This is a genomic window from Mesorhizobium sp. WSM3864, from assembly GCF_002294955.1.
In the GTDB taxonomy this organism is placed as follows: Bacteria; Pseudomonadota; Alphaproteobacteria; order Rhizobiales; family Rhizobiaceae; genus Mesorhizobium.
This window is the reverse complement of record NZ_NSGD01000018.1, coordinates 63710-78203: the sequence shown is the minus strand read 5'-3', so window position 1 is coordinate 78203 and position 14494 is coordinate 63710. Positions and strand designations below refer to the sequence as shown.

The 14494-nt window shown below is 64.1% G+C and carries 17 protein-coding genes and 1 pseudogene; 9 read left to right on the top strand and 9 right to left on the bottom strand.

Going from position 1 to position 14494, the window contains the following annotated elements:
• A partial coding sequence (locus CK215_RS25660) for a TCP-1/cpn60 chaperonin family protein (protein ID WP_280953089.1) occupies window positions 1-651 on the top strand: 651 nt, incomplete at its 5' end.
• A 753-nt stretch (window positions 652-1404) separates the two neighbouring features.
• On the opposite strand, the gene CK215_RS25655 is transcribed toward CK215_RS25660, so the two are convergent.
• The 4 genes and pseudogenes from CK215_RS25655 to CK215_RS25640 all read right to left on the bottom strand — a co-directional run bounded on the left by CK215_RS25655 (window position 1405) and on the right by CK215_RS25640 (window position 3896).
• Window positions 1405-2016, bottom strand: a complete 612-nt coding sequence (locus tag CK215_RS25655; protein ID WP_095832557.1) for a LysE family translocator — start codon at window positions 2014-2016, stop codon at window positions 1405-1407.
• Window positions 2017-2282: 266 nt separating this feature from the next.
• Window positions 2283-2600: pseudogene (locus CK215_RS25650) on the bottom strand (YkgJ family cysteine cluster protein); the annotation flags it as partial.
• A gap of 196 nt (window positions 2601-2796) precedes the next feature.
• Window positions 2797-3579, bottom strand: coding sequence for an SRPBCC domain-containing protein (locus CK215_RS25645; RefSeq protein WP_245418801.1), 783 nt, complete (start codon window positions 3577-3579; stop codon window positions 2797-2799).
• On the bottom strand, window positions 3576-3896 hold the full coding sequence (locus tag CK215_RS25640) for a metalloregulator ArsR/SmtB family transcription factor (RefSeq protein WP_067001113.1): 321 nt from the start codon (window positions 3894-3896) through the stop codon (window positions 3576-3578). The genes CK215_RS25645 and CK215_RS25640 overlap by 4 nt, the downstream gene beginning before the upstream one ends.
• A gap of 141 nt (window positions 3897-4037) precedes the next feature.
• On the opposite strand from CK215_RS25640, the gene CK215_RS25635 reads away from it, so the two are divergent.
• Window positions 4038-4217, top strand: a complete 180-nt coding sequence (locus CK215_RS25635) for a CsbD family protein (protein ID WP_082953881.1) — start codon at window positions 4038-4040, stop codon at window positions 4215-4217.
• A 148-nt stretch (window positions 4218-4365) separates the two neighbouring features.
• Window positions 4366-4545, top strand: a complete 180-nt coding sequence (locus CK215_RS25630; RefSeq protein WP_082980650.1) for a CsbD family protein — start codon at window positions 4366-4368, stop codon at window positions 4543-4545.
• Window positions 4546-4670: 125 nt separating this feature from the next.
• On the opposite strand, the gene CK215_RS25625 is transcribed toward CK215_RS25630, so the two are convergent.
• Complete coding sequence (locus tag CK215_RS25625; RefSeq protein ID WP_095778346.1) at window positions 4671-5804, bottom strand: metallophosphoesterase; 1134 nt, start codon at window positions 5802-5804, stop codon at window positions 4671-4673.
• 144 nt (window positions 5805-5948) lie between these two features.
• Between CK215_RS25625 and CK215_RS25620 the strand changes: the two genes are divergently transcribed.
• Window positions 5949-6542, top strand: coding sequence for a hypothetical protein (locus tag CK215_RS25620; RefSeq protein ID WP_067001119.1), 594 nt, complete (start codon window positions 5949-5951; stop codon window positions 6540-6542).
• 45 nt (window positions 6543-6587) lie between these two features.
• Here the strand turns inward: CK215_RS25620 and CK215_RS25615 are convergent, their stop codons facing one another.
• Window positions 6588-7247: a TetR/AcrR family transcriptional regulator gene (locus tag CK215_RS25615; RefSeq protein ID WP_082980652.1), complete on the bottom strand. Its 660-nt coding sequence runs from the start codon at window positions 7245-7247 to the stop codon at window positions 6588-6590.
• Here CK215_RS25615 and CK215_RS25610 point away from each other — a divergent pair.
• Window positions 7240-8115: an NIPSNAP family protein gene (locus CK215_RS25610; protein ID WP_348628616.1), complete on the top strand. Its 876-nt coding sequence runs from the start codon at window positions 7240-7242 to the stop codon at window positions 8113-8115. The two genes, CK215_RS25615 and CK215_RS25610, sit on opposite strands and share 8 nt — an antisense overlap.
• Here CK215_RS25610 and CK215_RS25605 read toward each other — a convergent pair whose 3' ends face one another.
• Together CK215_RS25605 and choX are read right to left on the bottom strand one after the other, a co-directional pair.
• Entirely contained in the window at window positions 8116-8952 is an 837-nt protein-coding gene (locus CK215_RS25605) for an alpha/beta hydrolase (protein WP_095832546.1), read from the bottom strand.
• Window positions 8949-9887: a choline ABC transporter substrate-binding protein gene (gene choX, locus CK215_RS25600; RefSeq protein WP_095832545.1), complete on the bottom strand. Its 939-nt coding sequence runs from the start codon at window positions 9885-9887 to the stop codon at window positions 8949-8951. The genes CK215_RS25605 and choX overlap by 4 nt, the downstream gene beginning before the upstream one ends.
• 108 nt (window positions 9888-9995) lie before the next feature.
• On the opposite strand from choX, the gene betI reads away from it, so the two are divergent.
• Complete coding sequence (betI, locus tag CK215_RS25595; protein ID WP_095832555.1) at window positions 9996-10607, top strand: transcriptional regulator BetI; 612 nt, start codon at window positions 9996-9998, stop codon at window positions 10605-10607.
• 11 nt (window positions 10608-10618) lie between these two features.
• Here the strand turns inward: betI and CK215_RS25590 are convergent, their stop codons facing one another.
• Entirely contained in the window at window positions 10619-11578 is a 960-nt protein-coding gene (locus CK215_RS25590; protein WP_095832544.1) for a LysR family transcriptional regulator, read from the bottom strand.
• Window positions 11579-11683: 105 nt separating this feature from the next.
• On the opposite strand from CK215_RS25590, the gene CK215_RS25585 reads away from it, so the two are divergent.
• From CK215_RS25585 to CK215_RS25575, 3 genes are all read left to right on the top strand, one after another.
• Window positions 11684-12166: a cupin domain-containing protein gene (locus CK215_RS25585; protein ID WP_095832543.1), complete on the top strand. Its 483-nt coding sequence runs from the start codon at window positions 11684-11686 to the stop codon at window positions 12164-12166.
• 130 nt (window positions 12167-12296) lie between these two features.
• The gene (gene fumC / locus CK215_RS25580; protein ID WP_095832542.1) at window positions 12297-13694 is read left to right on the top strand and encodes a class II fumarate hydratase; all 1398 of its coding nucleotides are present in this window, start codon (window positions 12297-12299) and stop codon (window positions 13692-13694) included.
• 293 nt (window positions 13695-13987) lie between these two features.
• Window positions 13988-14410: a DoxX family protein gene (locus CK215_RS25575; RefSeq protein ID WP_067001137.1), complete on the top strand. Its 423-nt coding sequence runs from the start codon at window positions 13988-13990 to the stop codon at window positions 14408-14410.
• Window positions 14411-14494 lie beyond the last annotated feature (84 nt).

Genomic DNA, 14494 nt, shown 5'->3' with positions numbered 1-14494 from the left:
GGCGCCGGCAAGAAGGCCGAGATCCAGGGCCGCGTCGCCCAGATCAAGCAGCAGATCGAGGAGACCACCTCGGACTACGACAAGGAGAAGCTGCAGGAACGTCTGGCGAAGCTCGCGGGCGGCGTCGCGGTGATCCGCGTCGGCGGCGCGACGGAAGTCGAGGTCAAGGAAAAGAAGGACCGCGTTGACGACGCTCTGAACGCGACCCGCGCGGCCGTTGAAGAAGGCATCGTCGCCGGCGGCGGCGTCGCGCTGTTGCGCGCTTCGGCCAACCTCAAGGCAACCGGCGTCAACTCCGACCAGGCTGCCGGCATCAACATCGTGCGCCGCGCGCTGCAGTCTCCGGCTCGCCAGATCGCGGCCAATGCTGGTGCGGAAGCCTCGATCGTTGCCGGCAAGATCCTCGAGAACAAGGGCGCGACCTTCGGCTTCAACGCCCAGACCGGCGAATATGGCGACATGATCGCCATGGGCATCGTCGACCCGGTCAAGGTCGTCCGCACCGCTCTCCAGGACGCGGCCTCGGTCGCCGGCCTGCTGGTCACCACCGAAGCCATGATCGCCGAGGCTCCGAAGAAGGAAGCCGCCGGCGGTATGCCGGGCGGCATGCCTGGCGGCGGCATGGGCGGCATGGGCGGCATGGACTTCTAATTGACGAATGATCCCGAAAAGTTGCAGACTTTTCGGACAAGATCATTCGCAACCAAAAGTCCATAAAGCACGCCCATCATTTAACATTGCTCAAGCCCGCAAGCGGGCTTGAGTGGCGGCATGGACTTCTAATTGACGAATGATCCCGAAAAGTTGCAGACTTTTCGGACAAGATCATTCGCAACCAAAAGTCCATAAAGCACGCCCATCATTTAACATTGCTCAAGCCCGCAAGCGGGCTTGAGTGGCGGCATGGACTTCTAATTGACGAATGATCCCGAAAAGTTGCAGACTTTTCGGACAAGATCATTCGCAACCAGAAGTCCATAAAGCACGCCCATCATTTAACATTGCTCAAGCCCGCAAGCGGGCTTGAGTGGCGGCATGGATTTCTAAGAAGTCCGGTCCCATAGCGAATATGGAAAGGGCGGCAGACATGTCGCCCTTTTTGTTTGGCATGCGGCAGCCGGTCCAAAAGCGGGCTTCCATACTGTTGCGATTGGCGAAGGCCTGGGCAACAGCCGATCTCCCCTCTTGAGGGGGAGATGCCCGGCAGGGCAGAGGGGGTCGCCGCGCGTAAGGCGCCGGCGACGCCTCCCGTGCAACGAAGGCGCTGGCGCTCCAACGCGCGGCGACCCCCTCTGTCGCCTTCGGCGACATCTCCCCCTCAAGGAGGGAGATCAGCAGCGCCAGCGCTCGGCCATCCCTGCGTCAATTCGTGTCGCGGACGGGCGATAGGGATAGACAGTTCGCTTACCGATCCGCCAGGGCCAGCTTGGCCCCCAGCATGACGAAGGCGCCGGCGAAGGTGCGGCGCATCCAGGTCAGCACCATCGGCCGCGACACGACATGGCTGCGCACCGAAGCCGCGAACACGCCGTAGACGACGAAGACAAGGAAGGTCATCAGCATGAAGACGCCGGACAACTCCAGCATCCTGGCGAAAGCGTGCGGCTCCGTGGTGTTGACGAATTGCGGCAGGAAGGCGAAGAAGAAGATCGACAGTTTTGGGTTCAAGATGTTGATCAGGATGCCGGAGGTGATCACCTTTCGGGCAGAGCGTGGCGCGACGTTCTGATCGAGAGCAAGACCGCCCTTCTCCTTCAGCGTGTTCCAGGCCATGTAGAGCAGATAGGCGACGCCGAGATATTTCAGCGTCTCGAAGGCGACGGCGCTTGTGTGCAGCACCGCGGCAAGGCCGGTAATGGCCGCCGCCATGTGCGGGATGATGCCCAGCGTGCAGCCGAAAGCGGCGATGATCGCGGCGCGAGCGCCGCGCGAGAGGCCGGCGCTCAGCGTGTAAAGAACGCCGGTGCCGGGCGAAGCGACGATAATCAGCGACGTCAACAGGAATTCGATGCTCACGGTTTCCTCCACGGCCTGCCCGGCGCGGAAGGTATCGGGAGGTCCGAGTGTGGGCAAGCGGGGGAAGAGAGTAATCTCCCCCTTGTGGTCCCTCGCGAGGAGATGTCGCCGAAGGCGACAGAGGGGGCTCGCCTCGTGTAGAGCGCGGCCTTTTCCCGACGCGATCACGTTGGCGATTTATGTGAGACGACCCCCTCTGACCGCTTCGCGGCCATCTCCCCCACTTGGGGGGAGATTGGCAGTTCCGCCGCCAGCCCATGGGCGGCCCTTGCCATCAGGCAGTCGTCGCCGCCGGGCATGCAGGCGCGGCAGACATGCGGGCGGGCTTCGTAAATCGCGCAGGCCGTCTGCTTGCCCACCTCGCCGTGAAGCGCGGCGCAGCGGCCGTCCTCGCAGCGCATGCCTGACAGATCGGTCGCGACCAGCTCGTCGGGGATGCGGTCGAGCTCGGCATCCTCTTCGGTCGAAAAGCGCGGCCAGTCCGCCGAATAGGCGCAGCAGGCGCCGCAGCTCTGGCAGTCGAAGGCGGCTGATGCGTCAAGCAGGGTCGGGCAGGGTCGGTCGTGCGGCAAGGCTATCCTCATGCTGGCAAGTGCCTTTAGCACGGAGCCGGGAAATGCGTCGCATCCGGCCGAGCAAAAAATTTTGTTTTGCCGGGAACCCTTTTGCCGGCTGGCGGTTTTGTCCCTGTTGTCGGCAGTTCACGAGTATCGAGAAAAGCTGATAACAAAAGACGCCTCCCGCGCCCTGAAAAAGCGCGAGAGGCGTTTTCCATTCGCCTTACATGATCGTGCTCATCATCGGCAGGATTTCATAGCGGAAGCCGCGGCCGGAACGCGCCACCGGGTCGCCTTCGGTAACCGCCCTGGCGTCGGCTTCCGTGCCGACCTGCAGGATCAGAAGCCCCCACGGTCCGGCTGGATCGGCGACTGGGCCGGCAATCATCATTCTGCCTTCACGAAGCAGGCCGCGCAGATAGTCGGCATGCGCATTCATCAGCGCCCTCTCCTCCTCCGTCAGGGTGAAGGCGAAATCCGGACGCGGCGGAATCAGCCGGCAATGGAAGACGGAAGGCGACCTGGCAGCCGTCTCCTTGGCAAGGAATTCGTCCAACCAGCCCAGCACGCGCTCCCAACCGGAACCGTGATCGCGGCAGGAGTCCCGTCGCGACCCGAAGCCGTCATGGCGCAGCGTCAGCCGGGTGCCGTTCTCGACGGCTTCGAGCGTATAGGTGACGGTGGTGAGGTTATCGCCGTCCCAGGGCGCCTTCCAGGTCATCACCAGACGATGCGGCGGCTCGACCTCGAGATACTCGCCGGCGACATGGAAGTCCTGCCCGTCCGCGCCCTTGCCTTCCGAGCGCCAGGCGCCGCCCGGCCGGACATCGGCCGTGTGCTTCGTCGTCCGGTACATGTTGTCGGCGCCCCACCAGAGCGGGATCTGGTCCTCAGCGGTAATGGCGCGGAAGACGCGCTCCGGCGGCACGGCGATCGTCACCGTGGCAAGGATGGTACCGGCGGAAATGTCGGCGATCGCGCGCGGCTTGTCTTGAATGGCCATCATTCATTCTCCAGGTAGGATTTGAGATTGCCGAGGCTGTGCTGCCAGAAGTCCCGGTAAGGCAGGATCCAGTCGGCGACATCCTTCAATTCCGCCGGCTCCAGCCGGTAGACTCGCTCGCGGCCCTGCCGCTGCTCGGAAACGACGTTGAGCTCGCGCAGTATCCTCAGATGCTTGGAAATGGCCGGCCGACTCTGCGAGAAGGCGGACGCCAGTTCGTTGACCGGCGCGGGGCCCTGCCGCAGCCGGTCGAGGATGGCGCGCCGCGTCGGATCGGCGATGGCGCGGAAGACGGAACGGTCGTGCTCAGCCTGCGGCATAATGCGTATCCATTTGGTTACATATTATGCCGAATTCGGTCGCCGGTCAATTATCCTCGACCGGTGTGCTTTGGCGCAACGGAACCGCGAAGCACTCCGGCCCGTTTCTCCTCGCGAATTGGATCTCCGGGAGATGCGGAGATGGTGAACATGGACCAAATAGTGGGCTTGGCGAAGCAGATCAAAGGTTCGATCCGGCAAGCCATAGGCAAGGCCACCGGCAACCGGCCGATGGAAATCAGGGGCATGGCGGACAAGTCGGCAGGCCAGGTGCAGAAGGCCTGTGGCGACATGAAAGCCATGCTCAAAAAGGCGATGTGACCAGCAGGCCCCGCGGTCAGATCTGAAACGCCCGGCACGGGCTGCCTGTCATGCCCAGGCTGCACGGAACTCAAGCATTGCCCGTTCGTTGTCATGCCGGATGCGGTTGGCGCATCCCGCTCCTATTCCAGGCCCAGGAGATGCGGATATGGTGAACAGGCATCAAGTTGCCGGCATCGCCAAGCAGGTAAAAGGCAGGCTGAAGCAGGCGGCCGGCAAGGCCACCGGCAGCCGACGATTGCAGGTGGAAGGCATGTCCGAAAGAATCGCCGGCAGGGTGCGCCAAGCCTACGGCGACGTGAAGGACAAGGCTCGCAAGGCGCTCTGACCCATAGCCGCGAGGGCCATAGCCGACCCGCGCGCCAGCCTGTTCGTCGTTTGAGCGCCGACCGCGCCAAGACCGCAGAACAGCTCGAACAACGGCCTGGCGCAACTCTACCCCGGCTTCTCCGTTCAGGTGGCCCAGCTTTTGGCGAAGGCGTTGGTGAAGACGACCTCGCCATGGTCGCCGGCCGCCTCACCCAAGACCACGTCCATGTGGTCATCGGTCACCCGCGCCAGCGCGAAGCCGCCCATGAAAGCCGCCTTCGGCTTGACGAGGTCGAGCCCGTCGCGCCGGTAGATCATCGGCACTGCGTGCTGATGGCCGTGGAAAATGGCGATCACATTATAACCCTTCAGCGTGGCGACAAGCGCCTGGCGGTCGGCGTCGCCCCACCAATGCGGGCGGCCGGCGCCGTCGTCGCCATAGGTGCGCTTCACTGGATCCCAACGCTCGACCGAGAAGGTGTCCCAGCCATAGTGCTGGAAGAGGATCACCGGGCGGCCGTCGCCGGCATAGGTCGCCAGATCCTGCTTCAGCCATGGCAGGCTGCCTATCGCGTCATGGCCGGTGTCGCCGGCGAAGCGATGCGTCTGGACGAGGTGCAGCCCGCCCCAGTCCCAGGAATAGCAGTCGGTATCGACATCGTAATTGGTCGCCGGCACCGGCGGCTTGAAGAAGACGCCGGGGCGATGGTTGACCTCGACATAATCGCGCATCTCGCGACGGTACCAGTCGACATGGCGCGTCGGTCCATTCTGGTCGAGATCGTGATTGCCGAGCCCGACATAGACCGGAACATGCACGCGATCAGGGCCGATCCCTTGCTGGTAACGCTGGCTGAACTGCAGAAGCTGTGTGCCTTCGCTCGGCTCAGTGATCTGGCCGCCGCCGTCATCGGTGATGTCGCCGCCGGTGACGAGGCCGACCGGCGTGCCGATGCGTGTGCCGGCCGAGCGCAGGCCGGTGGCGGCGCCGCTGATCTCGGCCGGCCACTCTTTGTCGCCGATTGCGTTGAGCGCCGCCACATTGCGCAGCAATGCCGCGTCGGTCTTGCCCTCCTGCTCGCAATGCGGGCTGAGCCCGGTCGCCATCCGGCAGGCATGGATATCGGCGATGAACAGGAAGGTGGCGTCAATCGGCTGGATAGGCTGGCCGGTCTGGGCGAAGCTGGTGTCCGGCAGGGCGCAGGTCGCGGCAAGGCCGGCCGCCCGGGCCAAGAGATCGCGCCGGGACAAGAATGCTGAGGATCGGCGATTCATCATCGCGCCATTGGAACATTTTCACTGCCGGATCGTCCAGATTGGCGCCTCTTTTCAAGCATTGGTTGAATTCGTCAAGGGCACTTGGGTCGACAGCGCAGAGAGGGTCTGTCATTCCTTCCAGAACACACTTGCAGGGGAGAAGGCATGAAACCCGTGACGACCTGTGTGGCCCTCGCCATGCTTGCCCTCGCCGGCACCGCCGAGGCGGCCGACTGCGTGGACGCCAAATCCGCCAAGGCCGGCTTCGTGCTGGAGAAGCCCGGCATCCGCAGCGAGTTCCGGCCGGCGCCGGGCGGCATGGTCGCGGTCGCCAACAACTACCAGTCGCAATCGCCGCAGACGCAATATCTCTACGCCGGGCTGATCGAGATTTTCCGCGATAGCGACACGGGCCGGCTGTCAATGATCCCGCTCGGCGACCTCAAAAAGCTCTTCCCGCTGAAGGCCGGTGCCAAGAGCAAGACCGAGTTCGTGCGGCTTTCGGCGAAGAAGGCGCCGAAGGGCACCGAAACACTGGCTTTAAGCGTCAAGGGCAAGGACACCTACAAGCTGGGCGACTGCAAATACACGGTGCTGACGGTGAAAGAGACGCTGACCGGCGATTCCGGCACGGTGATCGACAGCTTCACCGCGCTCTATTCGCCCGACCTGCAAGCGGTGCTGGCGCGGCGCTACGACGAGGGGACGAGCGCGCAGAGCGAAGTGGGGTTCGAGACGATCAAGCCGCTGAGGGAGTGAAGGCTGCCTTTCAGTCAGGGACTTAAGATGATCCTCATACCGGCATCAGCGGATTGCCTGCTGCCGCACCACCCTGCGGCGTCGTCTGGCGGGCGAACCGTTCTGTGATGGCGGGGGCTCGACCCGCTCCAAACCCTCCAGGCACTGCCGCAACACACCGGCATCCTGCTCGGCCTTGGCCATCGACATGGCGCCGGAGTAAGCCGCCACCGTCAGCGCGGCAAAGCGGTCGGGATCGGTCCCACCTTCCAGGCCGGCCTCCTGATCGGCGCGCACCTTGTCGGAGATCGCCCGCCGCCAGCCGGCGAAGATATCGGCCAACGCAATACGGAAATCGGGATCGGCGAGCGACAGCTCATGCGCCAGATTGTTGAGCGGGCAGCCGCGCACATAGCCCTGCTGCTCGAGCGCGGCCGCTACCGCCTCAAACACGGCGCGCACGCCGTTGCGCGCCGAAGGCGCCGCCCGCACCGGCTCGATCCAGGTCTCCTCAACCGCGGCCGCCACCCGCTCCTCGATCACCGCCAGCGCCAGCGCCTTCTTGGTCGGGAAATGATGGTGCAGCGCGCCGCCGGTGACGCCGGCCGCCGCCATCAGGTCGCCGAGGCTCGAGGCGTGATAGCCGCGCGCCTGGAAGCAATCTTCCGCCACGTCGAGCACGCGCCGCCGCATGCCCTGCGGATCGTTAGTCCGCTTCTTGCGCATCGCCACCTCCACCTTTCCCCGTGGGAGAGAAGGGGAAGAACGTAGCATATTGACAAAACAGGACAACCGGTCTGTTTATAAACAGGATAAACACCCTTTTTTCGAGAGTCTAGCCATGAACAGACCTTCCCGCCTTGCGTCGCCGATCGTGGAGCTCAGGCAATACAAATTGAAACCCGGCCAGCGCGAAACGCTTATCGCGCTGTTCGACCGGGAGTTCATCGAGAGCCAGGAAGCCGCGGGCATGACCATCATCGGCCAGTTCCGCGACCTCGACCGTCCCGACATGTTCGTCTGGCTGCGTGGCTTCGCCGACATGGAGGCCAGGAGGAAAGCGCTCACCGCTTTCTATGACGGCCCGGTGTGGGCCGAGCATCGCAACGCCGCCAATGCGACGATGATCGATTCCGACGACGTGCTGTTGCTGAAGCCCGCGTGGCCGGATGCGGGCTTCGACCTGTCGGGACCGAAACGGCGTACAGCCAGCCAAGCCGAAAACGGAAGCCGAGAGCCTCACTTAGACGGCATTGTTGAGATTTCGATTCATCATTTGCGCCACGGCATGGAGGCCGGATTCGCCGATCGTTTCCAGGCGGAAATGGTTCCGCAACTGACGGCGAGCGGCGCCCGGCTGCTCGGCGCCTTCGTCAGCGAGCATGCCGAAAACACCTTTTCGCGGCTGCCGGTGCGAGCCGGCGAGAATGTCTTCATCGCCGTCATCGGTTTCGACGACGCCCATGCGAACTATCGGAACGACCTTGGCGCTTCCCCGGCATGGCAGGCGGTTCGCCAAATCATGCAGCCTGCTTCGACGAAGCCGGCAGAGATGTTGCGCCTCACGCCTACGGCCCGATCGCTGTTGCGGTAGTCACTCGGCTGGCAGCACGTCGGCTATTGCCTTGGCGACGAAGGCCGGGTCTTCCCAATGCGGGTTGTGGCCGCAGTCCTGCGCCCAGACGAGACGCGATCCGGCAAGCGCCTCGGCCAAAGCCTCCTGGTGCGCTTGGCCGAAGAGCGGATCGCAGGCGCCGGCAATGATCAACGTCCGGACCCGCACGGCCCGCGCCGCCGCGGTCAGATCCGTCCGGCGGATTTCTTCGAGAATGGCGCGCCAGCGCGCCGCCGGCATCGCCGAAGCGTCCGCCGCCAGGCCGGCAAGAAGGGCCCGTGGCACGCCGGACCCGCAGGCGTGCCACCAGTCGTAGAACGGATCAGTCGGCGAGATCGGGTCGCGCAGTTCCGCCACGCCGGCAACCAACGGATGGTCCGGCGCGAAATCTGCCTTCAGCGCCCCGGCCAGGACGACCAGCCCGCCGACCAGTTCCGGATGCCGCGCGGCCACCTGCATGGCGACCATGCCACCCAGCGAATGGCCGAGAACGACCGGCCGGGCGAGCCGCAGGTTGCGGATCAGCCCGGCGACATCGTCGGCGAAATCGGCGATGCCAAAGCCCCTGCCCGCCTGCGAGGCGCCATGGCCGCGCAGGTCCGGCATGATCAGCCGCCGCGCGGAAAGATGCGGCGCCAGCAACGAGAAACTGCGGCTGGTGTCGGTGAAGCCGTGCACCAGGACGAGCGGCGGTTCCGAGCCGGCGACCTCGACATAGGCGAGGTCGAGGCCACCGACATCGACGAATCGCTTGCGGCCGGCCCAGGCGTCCTGCTCGCCCCCCTGTCCCGACAGATCCAATGCCGCGGGCCTCACAGTCCAAGCTTTTCCTTGACCGCGGCGAGGCCGGGCTTGCCGTCGAAGGTGGTGACGCTGGCAAGCCAGGCGTCGACACGATCCTTGTTGAGCGTGATCGACTTAAGCGCCGCTTCCTCCGGCTTCATGCCGTCATTGATGAGGTAGCCCATGCCGACATTTTCCAGATCGATGTCGAAGGCAAGGTTCTTCAGGAACTGCGCCACGTTCGGGCACTCCTGCAGGAATCCCTTGCGCACCTGGGTCGTCACCGTCGCGGCGCCGAAATTCGGGCCGAAGAACTTGTCGCCGCCGGTCAGATACTTGAAGTCGTACATCGTGTTCATCGGATGCGGCGCCCAGCCCTGGAAGACGATGAACTGCTTCTCCTTGATCTGGTAGCCGACCTCAGAGAGCATGCCGGCTTCGCTCGATTCGACCACCTGCCAGCCGTCGAGCTGGAACTGAGGATCGGCGATGGCATCCATCATCAGCTGATTTGAGCCGGGCTCGATGCCGTACATCTTCTTCCCGAACTTGTCGGCGAATTTGTGCAGGTCGGAGAGGTCCTTGACGCCGGCTTCCCAGACATAGGTCGGCACGGCGAAGGTGTATTTGGCGCCGACCAGATTGACCCGCACATTCTCGATCGAGCCGTCCTTCTTGTACGGCTCGTAATAAGTGACCATGGCCGGATCCCAGTAGCCGAGGAACAGGTCGAGGTCTTTGTTCTTCATGCCTTCGTAGATGACGTTGATGCCAAGCACGTCGCTCTGCGGCTCATAGCCGAGCGCCTGGAGCAGGACCTTGGCCACGCCCGTCGTGAAGGCGAGATCGTTCCAGCCGGGCTCGGCCATTCGCACCACCCTGCATTCCTCCGCCTCGGCCGCCTGAACGGTTTGAGCGGCCACCATCAAGGCAGCGAGACAGACGCCATTCGCAAGCAAGCGCACCATTCCGGTTCTCCTCTGTTGACCCTTTGGTCATGTTATTGTCCCATCGGTCAATGATTGATCTGAGCGGGCGAAAATGTCAACATGGATTCGCAAACATGGATCTCTCCGGTGAAGCTCACACGTCTCAGCGACATACGCCGCAAGGAGTTGCGGCAAGCGGCCTTTGCGGTGCTCGAGCGCGAGGGCATTGCCGGCGCCACCTTGGAAAAGGTCGCGGCCCAGGCCGGCGCCTCGAAGGGCATCGTGCTGCACTATTTCCGCAACAAGCAGGAACTGTTCGAGCACGCGATGCGCGAAGCCAATGCCGTGCTGTGCAACGCGGTGGTGGCGCGGCTCAAGCGCGCGCGAACGCCGATGGAGCGGCTGGACGCGGTCATTGAGGGCAATTTCGAGGAGCACCTCTTCCTGCCGCCGCTCTGCCACGCCTGGCTGTCCCTGTGCGCCGAGGTGCCGCGCGACGAGAAGCTGGCGCGCATCCAGCGAGTGATCCACGCGCGCATGCGCTCGAACCTGTTGTCCGGCCTGCGCGGCCTCGCATCCCCGGAGTTGGCCGCGGAGATCGTACTCGGCGTCACCGCACTGATCGACGGGCTGTGGCTCAGGCTTGGCCTGCAGCCGGGCAGCGTGTCGCGCGCGCAGGCGGTCCGCCAGGTCAAGGACTATGTCGCGGGGCGGCTCGCGCTGCGCCAGCCCGGGGCCATCGGCCTGGCGGCCGGATAACAGAGTGAGATCTACTCCCCGACCTCATCCTCCAGGTTGCGGAAACCGAGCGCCTCGACCTCCACCAGGATCTGCTCGCGGATCCAGCGATGCGGCGCCTCGTCGTCATGGCGGGCGTGCCAGTACATCCTGACCGCCGGCGAGGGAATCGAGATCGGCGCCCGGTAGATGCCGAGCGGCAAGGATTTCGCCGCCACGGCCGCGAACTGCATTGGAACGGCCGCCAGATAGGGTCCGCTCGCCACGGCCAGCGCGACGGCCTGGAAATGCGGCAAGGCAAGCGTGACCCGGCGCGTTCGGCCCATCCTGCCCAGCGCGTCATCGGTGAAGCCCGACATCGAGCCGTCGATGGAGCGCAGCGCGTGCGGCAGCTCGCAGAACAGATCGAGCGGCACCTGCTCGCCTTCGGCAATGCCGGCCCGATTGAGCGCTGCATTGCCCTTCGCCGCGATGACGGCGAAGGGCGAGCCGAACAGCGGCATGCTGGAAACCCATTCGGCGACTTCCAGGGGACGCTCCAGCGCCACGTCGATTTGGTCCTCCTGCAACAGTTTCGAGACGTCGCCGATGGCGCTGTCGAGGAAGCGGAACGACACTGATGGCGCCACCGCCGCGATGCGCGCCGCAAAGGGCGGCATCAGGAGCATGGAAAAGAAATCCGCGCCCATGAAGGTGAAGGTCCGCTCCAGCCTGGCCGGATCGAAGTCCTTCGCCGGCTGGAAAGCACGCTCGATCTCGCGCAGCGCGGCACGCACAGGCCCGGCCAGGCTTTCGGCGCGGGGCGTCGGCACCATGTCGTTGCCGCGCCGCACGAAGAGCTGGTCGTTGAGCGTATGCCGCAGGCGGTTGAGCGCGGCACTCACCGCAGGCTGGCTGAGGCCGATCTGCTCGCCGGCGCGCGTCACGCTTTTCTCGCGCAAAAGCGCGTCGAGCACCCTCACCAGGTTGAGATCGAGCGCGTTCAAATTCATCGCATCAATTCAGTCCATATGATCATTCGATTTCCATCGCCCACGCGTCGCTGGTTAGTTCGCCGTCGACGCCGCTTCGCCGGCCCAACACAAAGCAGAGACACCATGACAATGATCAACCGGACCATCGCAGGCAAGAAACTCCTTTGGTTCAACAACACGCTCGTCGCCATCCAGGTCTCTTCGGCCGACGGAGAGGACGGCATCTGCGTCATCGAGCATCGCCTGCCCTATGGCGATTCCCCGCCGCTGCATGTGCACCGCAACGAAGACGAGGTATTTCACATTCTCGAAGGACAAATGCGTTTCCAGATCAACGGCCATGAGCGGGTCGTGGGCGCGGGCGAAACCGTCATCGCGCCGAAAGGCCTGCCGCATACATACAGGGTCGAATCTCCGCAAGGCGCGCATGCGCTCACCGTCACGCGCGGCTCGGATTTCGAGACGATGGTACGCCTGGCGAGCCGCCCCGCCGAACGGCCGGACCTGCCGCAGCCGGGGGCGCCGACCCCCGAGATGATGGCGACGCTGACGAGACTCTGCGCCGAGAACGGCATCGACATTGTTGGACCGCCGATGGAGGGCTGATCTCGCCCACAAGGGGGAGATCGGCAGCCCCCTTCAACCGATTTGCATCTTCCTCGCCCGCAATCTCCGCTTGAAGGGTTTTGTGCAACGCGATACGCCCTTGCGCAAATCGACAGACCGGAGATTTCCCGTGAGCGCTGAGAAGACCAGAACCGAAACCGATACATTCGGTCCCATCGAGGTCGCGGCCGACCGCTACTGGGGCGCGCAGGCGCAGCGTTCGCTCGGCAATTTCAAGATCGGTTGGGAAAAGCAGCCGGCCTCGATCGTGCGCGCGCTGGGCATCGTCAAGCGCGCCGCGGCCGAAGTGAACACGGAGATGAAACGGCTGGATCCAGCCATCGGCAAGGCAATCGTGGACGCCGCGCAGGAAGTGATCGACGGCAAGCTCGACGACCATTTCCCGCTCGTGGTCTGGCAGACCGGTTCGGGCACGCAGTCCAACATGAATGCCAATGAAGTGATCTCCAACCGGGCCATCGAGATGCTCGGCGGCGTGATGGGCTCGAAGAAGCCCGTGCACCCGAATGACCACGTCAATATGAGCCAGTCGTCGAACGACACCTATCCGACGGCCATGCATGTCGCCTGCGCCGAGCGGGTCGCGCATCACCTGATCCCGGCGCTACACCATTTGCACAAAGCGCTCGACGCCAAGGCCCGCGCCTTCAACCACATCATCAAGATCGGCCGCACCCACACGCAGGACGCCACACCCCTTACGCTCGGCCAGGAATTCTCCGGCTACGCCGCGCAGGTCGCGTCGTCGATCAAGCGCATCGAGCAGACGCTGCCCGGCCTGCAGGAACTGGCGCAGGGCGGCACCGCGGTCGGCACCGGGCTCAACGCGCCGGTTGGCTTTGCGGAAAAGGTGGCGGACCGGATCGCTGCCATCACCGGCATCGCCTTCGTGACGGCGCCGAACAAGTTCGAGGCGCTCGCAGCACACGATTCCATGGTGTTCTCGCACGGCGCGATCAACGCGGCGGCGGCGGCGCTGTTCAAGATCGCCAACGACATCCGCCTGCTCGGTTCAGGCCCGCGCTCGGGCCTCGGCGAGCTGTCGCTGCCGGAGAACGAGCCGGGCTCGTCGATCATGCCGGGCAAGGTCAACCCGACGCAGTGCGAGGCGCTGACGCAGGTCTGCGTGCAGGTGTTCGGCAACAATGCCGCGCTAACCTTCGCCGGCAGCCAGGGCCATTTCGAGCTCAACGTCTACAACCCGCTGATGGCCTATAATTTCCTGCAGTCGGTGCAGCTGCTTGCCGACGCTTCCGTATCCTTCACCGACAATTGCGTCGTCGGCATCGAGGCGCGGGAAGACAACATCAAGGCGGCGCTGGAGCGCTCGCTGATGCTGGTGACGGCGCTCGCCCCCACCATCGGCTACGACAACGCCGCCAAGATCGCCAAGACCGCGCACAAGAACGGCACCACGCTGCGCGAGGAAGCCTTGGCCACCGGGCTGGTCAGCGAGGCCGACTACGACCGGCTGGTGCGGCCCGAGGACATGACGCATCCGGGGTAGTTCTCGCGGCGCGGACAGGCCAAAGGGGTCGTCGTTCCAGGGCGAAGACGACCCGATCGGGCGTTTCGGCTAGTCCCCGAGGTCTGCGACTGCAACCCCCAACCGATAGTTTGGCTATTTTGCGGGGGCACAATTTACTCGTTAATCCCAATCCGCCGACACGATTTTCGCGCGCGTCCGCCGGTCACCGAAACATACTGCCTGTGAACAATGTGTCGCCGCATCGGCGGCTTTGGTGAACAGTCTTCGTCGTCTATCTGACTGGGCATTCAACACGATTCGGAGACTCGCCAATGTCCATCAACACTTCCGCCGCCGGTACCAGCATCGCGTCCAACAGTGCCACCACCATCCTGCTCGGCCGTATCCTGCTCGCCGTCATCTTCCTGCTTTCCGGCTTCGGCAAGCTTACCGCCATTTCCGGCACCGCCGGCTATTTCGGCGCCCTCGGCCTGCCGCTTCCGACCGTGACGGCCGTCGTGGTCGGCCTCATCGAGCTGCTCGGCGGCCTTGCCATTCTTGTCGGGTTCCAGACGCGGATCGCCGCCTGGTTGCTCGCCATCTTCACGATCGCTACCGGCCTGGTTGCTCACACCGGCTGGGCCGACCAGATGCAGATGATCCAGTTTCTCAAGAACCTCGCCATCACCGGCGGCTTTATCCTGCTCGCCTCCTCCGGCGCCGGCGCCTATTCGATCGACGCCAAGCGCGGCTGATCTCCTTCCCCTCCCAAGCTGAAACTTTGGCGGCGCGGAATTTTACGCGCCGCGTTTTAGTTTTATAGAGTGCAGGCGTACACT